Consider the following 6,535-nt stretch of genomic DNA (forward strand, 5'->3'; position numbering starts at 1 on the left):
GGGCGCGGCCGACCGCACCCCGGACCGGGCCGGGCTCACTCGCGGCGCTGCGGGGTCCGCTGTTCCGCCCGTTCCGCCTGCTCCGCGGTCTCGTCGCTGAGCGCGTCGGCCGCCGGCTCGGTGAGGTCGTCACCGGGCACGGCCACCGCCTCGGCCAGATCCTGCTCGTCGGGGCGGCCCCCGGGCGGGGGCTCGGGGGCGGTGGCCCCGCCAGCGAAGCCGTACTCGTTGGGTTCGTCATGCCGGCTCATGCGGTGTTCCTCCCGTTGTCTGCGGTTTCACCGGGTGCGACCAGGGCATGCCGTGATCGTTCCCGCCGCCGGACCGGCGAAACAACGCGCGGCGCTCTGGTGGCCGGCTCAGGTCAGCTCGCGCACCGCCTCCAGGATCAGCCAGAGGCCGCAGATGGCGAAGAGCACGGCGGCCCCGTACCTGATGGTCTTCTCCGGCAGTTTCCGCCCCAGCAGCCGCCCGACCAGGATGGCCAGCGCGTCCGCGGCGACCATGCCGACCGTGGAGCCGAGCCAGGTGCCGAACCAGCCGTACTTGGTGGCCAGCGTGATGGTGGCCAGCATGGTCTTGTCCCCCAGCTCGGCCAGGAAGAACGCGACGCCCACCGTGATGATCGCCGACTTGGTGGACCGCTCGGCCTTGCGCCGCTCCGCCTCGGTCAGCTGGTCCCCGCGCAGGGTCCAGGCGCCGAAGCCGAGGAAGGCCAGACCGGCGATCAACGAGATCCAGCCGGTCGGCAGGGCGGCGCCGAGGCCGTAGCCGATGCCGACCGAGGCCAGGTGCACCACGGCGGTGGCGACGGTGATGCCGATCAGCACCGGCACCGGCTTGAAGCGCGTGGCGAACGTCAGCGCCATCAACTGGGACTTGTCGCCCAGTTCGGCGACGAAGATGACGCCGAAGCTGACGACCAGCGCGACGAGGAAACCCTCCATGACAACCTTCCCGATCCGAGCCGGGAGGAGGAACGGGGGCGCCCTCGACCCGGCTGTGACAGCCTGAGTCGAAGGTCTCGCCCGCCCCGAGACGGGGCCGCGTGGCCGGATGCGGAACGCACCAGTATGTCGACCACGACATTGGGGGCTACTCCCCTTCGCGCCGCCAGCCTAGCCGACCGGCGCTGGCCGGGCGGCCGGGGGTGAACGGACTCACCCCGGCCGGCCCGGCCACGCCGCCTCAGTCCGCGCGGGCGAGCGTCACCCCGAATCGGCCGTCCGGGTCGGTCCAGAAGTCGTGGGTGACGAAGCCCGCCTCCGCCAGCTCGGCCGCGATCCGCTCCGGCCGGAACTTCGCGGAGATCTCGGTGCGCAGTTCCTCCCCCTCGGCGAAGTCGACGTCCAGGTCCAGTACCCGCGTCCGGATCGGCCGCCGCGCACGCAACCGCATCTCGATCCACTCGTGCTCCGCGTCCCAGATCGCCACGTGGTCGAACGCCGCCGGGTCGAAGTCCGTGCCCAACTCCCGGTTGATCACCCGCAGCACGTTGCGGTTGAACTCGGCCGTCACCCCGGCCGCGTCGTCGTACGCCGGGACGATCACGCCCGGGTCCTTGACCAGATCGGTGCCGAGCAGCAGCCAGTCGCCGGCCTCCAGCGCGGCGCGCATCGCGGTGAGGAACTCCGCCCGCTCGATCGGCAGCAGGTTGCCGATCGTGCCGCCCAGGAAGGCCACCAGCCGCCGGCCACCGGTGGGCAGCCGGTCCAGCTGCCGGGTGAAGTCGCCGACGATCCCGCGTACCCGCAGGCCGGGATAGGCGGCGGCGATCCGCGCGGTGGACCGGCGCAGCGCGCTGACCGACACGTCCAGCGGCACGAACGTGCCCAGCCCGCCGCGACGGGTGAAGGCGTCCAGCAACAGCCGGGTCTTCTCCGACGACCCCGACCCCAGCTCGATCAGGGTCTTCGCCCCGGTCGTCGCGGCGATCTCACCGGCCCGCTCGGCCAGCACCGCCCGCTCGGCGCGGGTCGGGTAGTACTCGGGCAGCCGGGTGATCTCGTCGAACAGTTCGCTGCCCCGGGCGTCGTAGAACCATTTCGGGGGCAGCCACTTGGGGTTCGCGGTCAGCCCGGCCCGGACGTCCTCCCGCAGGCTCCGCCCGATGTCCTGCTCCTCCAGATAGATCTCCAGCGGCTCCGCGCTCATCTGTCGTTCCTTCCCCGTCGACCGAGACTGGCTACATACGTGGTCTCCCGGCGGCCGAGCCGGCCGTGCCGCCGTCATGCGCCCGCCAGGGCGTCGATCCGGGCCCCCGCCGCGGTGGCCACCACCAGGCGGCCCTCCGGCACCGCCTGCCAGCCGGGCTCGTCGTCCAGCGGTTCGGAGGCCACCAGCACCGCGTCCGCGCCGGTGCGCACCGACAGGGCGTGCCCCGCCACGCTGGCCACCACGGTCGCGCCGTCGGTGAGCAGCAGGTTGAGCCGGGACCCCGGAGCCGCCGCCGCGACCGCGGTGACGGTGTCCGCGACCGCCGCCGCCGGCGACGCGCCGGCCCGCAACCGATCCCGCACCAGCGCCCAGAGCAGCGCGGAGTCGGTCGGCGCGTCGAGGGTGAGCAGGTCCCGCACCGGCAGACCGGCGGCGATCGTCGCCACCGAGTCCGGCCAGCCCCGGACCACCCCGTTGTGGCTGAACAGCCACCGGCCCCCGGCGAACGGCGCGGCGGCGGTGTCCGTCACCGGCATGCCGACCGTCGCCGAGCGGACCGCCGCCAGCACCGCGCCGCTGACGGTCGCCGCCGCCAGCTCCGGCAGGGTGGGATCGCTCCACATCGGGGTCCCGCGCCGGTACCGGACCGGCTCACCGCCGCGCGCCGGACCCGCCTCCGGCCGATCGGGCCCGCGGCGCGGGCCGGGTGCCGGCTCGCGCGGGTACCAGCCCACACCGAAGCCGTCGGCGTTGATCGTCCCGCCGCCGCGCATGTCGCGCGGCGCCCACGACTGGCGCAGCAGCGAGTACGGCGGGTCGCAGAGCAGCGCCCGCAGGCTGACCGGCGGTCCCAGGTACGCCAGGTGCCGGCACATCAGCCGTGCGCCTCCTCGGCGCGGGCGTCGCGGGCACACCGGAAACCGCTGAAGATCTGCCGCCGGATCGGGTAGTCCCAGTTGCGGAAGGTCCCCCGGCAGGCCGACCGGTCGGTGCCGAACGACCCGCCGCGCAGCACCCGGTAGTCGTCGCCGAAGAACACCTCGGAGTACTCCCGGTACGGGAAGGCGGTGAAGCCGGGGTGGCCGCGGAACGCGGTGGAGGTCCACTCCCACACGTCACCTATCAGCTGGTGCACGCCCAGCGGCGAGGCGCCCGCCGGGTACGCGCCGACCGGCGCCGGCCACAGGTGCCGCTGCCCGAGGTTGGCGTGCGCGGTGGTGGGGTCCTCGTCGCCCCACGGGTAGCGCCGGGAACGTCCGGTGGCCGGGTCCCACCGGGCCGCCTTCTCCCACTCGGCCTCGGTGGGCAGCCGCTTGCCGGCCCACGCGGCGTACGCCTGCGCCTCGTGGAAGCAGACGTGCACCACCGGCTCATCGTCGCGTACCGGGGACCACCGGCCGAACCGGCGGTACGCCCAGCCGTCGCCGTCGCGCCGCCAGTGCATCGGGGCGGTCAGCCCGGCCTCCATCCGATGCCACCAGCCGGCCCCGCTCCACCAGCGCGGCTCGTCGTAGCCGCCCTCGGCGATGAACCGCCGGTACTGCCCGTTGGTCACCGGGGCCGCGTCGATCACGTACGCCGGCAGGTCGACGACGTGGGCCGGCCGCTCGTTGTCCAGCGCCCACGGGTCGGTGGAGGTGCCCATGGTGAACGGCCCGGCCGGCACCAGCACCTCGGCGCCGACCCGGGCCCGCGGCTGCGGTGGCGGCGCGGCGGCCAGCACCGGCGGGCCGGACCGCAGCTGGTGGGTGGCGAGCATGGTCTCGTCGTGCTGCTGCTCGTGCTGCACGATCATCCCGAACGCGAACCCGTCCACCACCAGGTCGCGGTCGGTGAACCGGATGCCGTCCAGCAGGTCGTACACCTTCGCCCGGACCGTGCCGACGTACGCCCGGGCCTCGGCCGGCGGCAGCAGCGGCAGCGCGGGCCGGTCCTTGCGGGGCTGCTTGAACGCGTCGTACAGGTCGTCGATGTCGCGGCGCACCGGCTCGCGTCCGCCGACGTCCCGCACCAGCCACAGCTCCTCCTGGTTGCCGACGTGGGCCAGGTCCCAGACCAGCGGCGACATCAGCGGCGAGTGCTGCCGCGTCAGGTCGGCGTCGTCCACCGCGTCGGTCAGCAGGGCGGTCCGCCGCCGGGTCCGGTCCAGCTCCGTGACGATCCGGTCGCGCAGCTGCTCGGCGTCGAGTTGGTCGCTGACGGTCACCGCTGTCCCCTCTCCGCGGCGGCGCGCCGCCGCCGGATGCCTCGGCTGATCTCCTCGTACGTGTCGGTGGGCAGGTGCAGCCCGGGCAGGGCCGCCAGCGCCAGGTCGCACAGCGCCGCCGCGGCGGCGGCCAGTGGCGGGTCGGTCAGGCCGTACCGGGCGGCGGCGTGCCATCGGCCGGCCACCGGTCGGGCCGCGGCGAGGGCGGCGCGGACGGTCCCGGGCTCGGCGAAGAGCGCGCAGAGCACGGCCAGCGGGATCCGCCAGTCCCGGCCGGGCTGGGCGTCGAGGTACCGGATCTCCAGGTAGCCGCGCGGCCGGACCGGCGGGAAGAGCGTGCTGACGTGGTAGTCGAGGTCGTCGGTGGTGGGTGGCCGGGGCAGCCCGCCTGCCACCCAGTCGGCGAAGGTGACCCCGGCCGGCGGGGTCCAGTCGGCGCCGTCGCCCCGCAGGCACAGCAGCGGCGCCGCGAGGACGTACTCCGTCCAGGCGGCGACCGGGTCCCGGTCGGCGTGCGACGGCGACCAGACCGGCCGGGTCCGGGCCGGGTCGATCGCCAGCCAGGCCGCCATCCGGGCGGAGGCCCACCCGGTGCGCCGCCCGGCGTGCCGGTCGGCGGTGGCGAAGGCGGCGACCAGCGGCGGGCCGACGGCGTGCGCCGCGGCCCACCGGGCCGGCAGCTCGCCCCGTTCCCCGGCGTCGAGGCAGATCTGCAGGCCGGCGGTGCTGTACATCATGGTGCGGCCGGCAGCGCCGCGCCGGTCGAAGACGCATCGCATGGCCCGGTAGCGGGGTGTCTCGACGACCGGCCGGGGGCTGCGCCACGGGTCGATGCCGGTCCGGCCGAGCACCAGCCCGGCGGCCTCCAGCAGGCCGCTCACCTGGCCGACGTCGGCCTCGGTGGCGTTGATCAGCGCGGCGACCGAGGGTCGTGGCGGGCTGGAGACCTCCAGCTGCCCACCGGGTTCGAGGGTCACTGCGCTGCCGTGGGCGAGCGGCTCGGCGGGGCTGCCGCGGTCGAGGGTGGTGGGGGTGTGCGGCCCGAGGGCCGCCCGCAGCCGCCTGCCGTTCACCGGGTGGGCCGGATCGCCGGCGTCGTGCACGGTCCATTCCAGTTCGACGCCGGTGAAGACCGGCGGGCCGGTCTTGAAGCAGATCCGGGCGAGATGCCGCGCTGCGGCGTCCGCCTCCCGCAGGATCGTGGTCCGGTCCAGTTCGGGCGACGTCACCAAGGGTCCGGCTCCCTTCTCAGGGCGGGCTCCACCGTCCGCCGGCACGCACCACCGTCACCAACGGACGCGTACGCGGCCTCACCATCTTCTGTCTAGCAGACGAATTTCGCCCGCCCGGCCGGACGAGTTTTTGTCCGGATCGGTGGTCGGGGTGTGGAGCACCCGACCGGACCGCGGGCGGGCCCGACCGGCCGGGCGGGCGGGTGTCAGCCGGCCACCGGCCAGCGGTGGCGCGGGGACCGCGACCGGGCGTCCGGACCGCGCCTCGGCGCGGGTCAGCCGTCCTGGCGGCCGGTCGGGGGGACGACGCCCGGGGCGGACGACCGGTTGGTGGCGGCGGCCGGCGTCGCCCGGTTGCTGGCGGCAGCCGGCGTCGCCCGGTTGCTGGCGGCAGCCGGCGTCGCCCGGTTGCTGGCGGCCGGCGGGGACTTCCGGGTGGCGGAGGCGGACGGGCGGGCGCCCGCCGAGCCGGTCACCGGCGGCGTCCGGCTGGCCCGGGGCGCGGGCTCGTCGGCAGGTGTCAGCCGGGTGCAGTAGTCCGCCACCTGGTCGGCGCCGCCGGCGGCGTCGACCAGGACCCGGAACCCCGGCGTCCGCAGCGTCCGCTCCCGCCCCTCGACGGACTTGGCCAGGTACGCCCGGCACAGGCCGGGCAGCTGGGCGGCCGTGGCCGGGCTCGACGGTCGCGGACCGCCGCTGGGGTCGGGGCCGGTGGAACCCGGGACGGGATCGCCGGTGCCCGACGGCGTACCGCCGGTCGTCCCACCGGACGGCGCGCCGCCCGTCGCGCCGGACGGGGCCGGGCTGGCACTGCCCGGACCGGAGGGCGAGTCGGCCTGGCGGTCGAGGGAGACCGCCGCGACTGCCACCCCGGCCGTCGCGGCGGCGGCGACCCCGGCGAGCCAGGCGACCGCGCCGGTGGTGAGCCGCCGCCTTCCGG

General features: G+C 75.7%; 6 protein-coding genes and 1 pseudogene. All 7 read right to left on the reverse strand.

What is annotated here, in order from left to right; genetic code table 11:
* Positions 1 to 35 precede the first annotated feature (35 nt).
* Complete coding sequence (locus AB0H57_RS26610) at positions 36 to 251, reverse strand: hypothetical protein (RefSeq protein ID WP_357510987.1); 216 nt, start codon at positions 249 to 251, stop codon at positions 36 to 38.
* A gap of 108 nt (positions 252 to 359) precedes the next feature.
* Positions 360 to 947 (reverse strand): TMEM165/GDT1 family protein, encoded by a 588-nt coding sequence (locus tag AB0H57_RS26615; RefSeq protein WP_357510989.1) that lies wholly within the window; start codon positions 945 to 947, stop codon positions 360 to 362.
* Positions 948 to 1,188: 241 nt separating this feature from the next.
* Positions 1,189 to 2,154, reverse strand: coding sequence for an L-histidine N(alpha)-methyltransferase (egtD, locus tag AB0H57_RS26620; RefSeq protein ID WP_357510991.1), 966 nt, complete (start codon positions 2,152 to 2,154; stop codon positions 1,189 to 1,191).
* 74 nt (positions 2,155 to 2,228) lie between these two features.
* Positions 2,229 to 3,032, reverse strand: a complete 804-nt coding sequence (locus AB0H57_RS26625; RefSeq protein WP_357510993.1) for an ergothioneine biosynthesis protein EgtC — start codon at positions 3,030 to 3,032, stop codon at positions 2,229 to 2,231.
* On the reverse strand, positions 3,032 to 4,363 hold the full coding sequence (gene egtB / locus AB0H57_RS26630) for an ergothioneine biosynthesis protein EgtB (protein ID WP_357510995.1): 1,332 nt from the start codon (positions 4,361 to 4,363) through the stop codon (positions 3,032 to 3,034). The genes AB0H57_RS26625 and egtB overlap by 1 nt, the downstream gene beginning before the upstream one ends.
* Complete coding sequence (egtA, locus tag AB0H57_RS26635; RefSeq protein WP_357510997.1) at positions 4,360 to 5,595, reverse strand: ergothioneine biosynthesis glutamate--cysteine ligase EgtA; 1,236 nt, start codon at positions 5,593 to 5,595, stop codon at positions 4,360 to 4,362. Before egtA ends, egtB begins: the two co-directional genes overlap by 4 nt.
* 275 nt (positions 5,596 to 5,870) lie before the next feature.
* Positions 5,871 to 6,535, reverse strand: a pseudogene (locus AB0H57_RS26640) (hypothetical protein); the annotation flags it as partial.

The sequence above is a fragment of the Micromonospora sp. NPDC050686 genome (assembly GCF_040654475.1).
Classification (GTDB): domain Bacteria; phylum Actinomycetota; class Actinomycetes; order Mycobacteriales; family Micromonosporaceae; genus Micromonospora.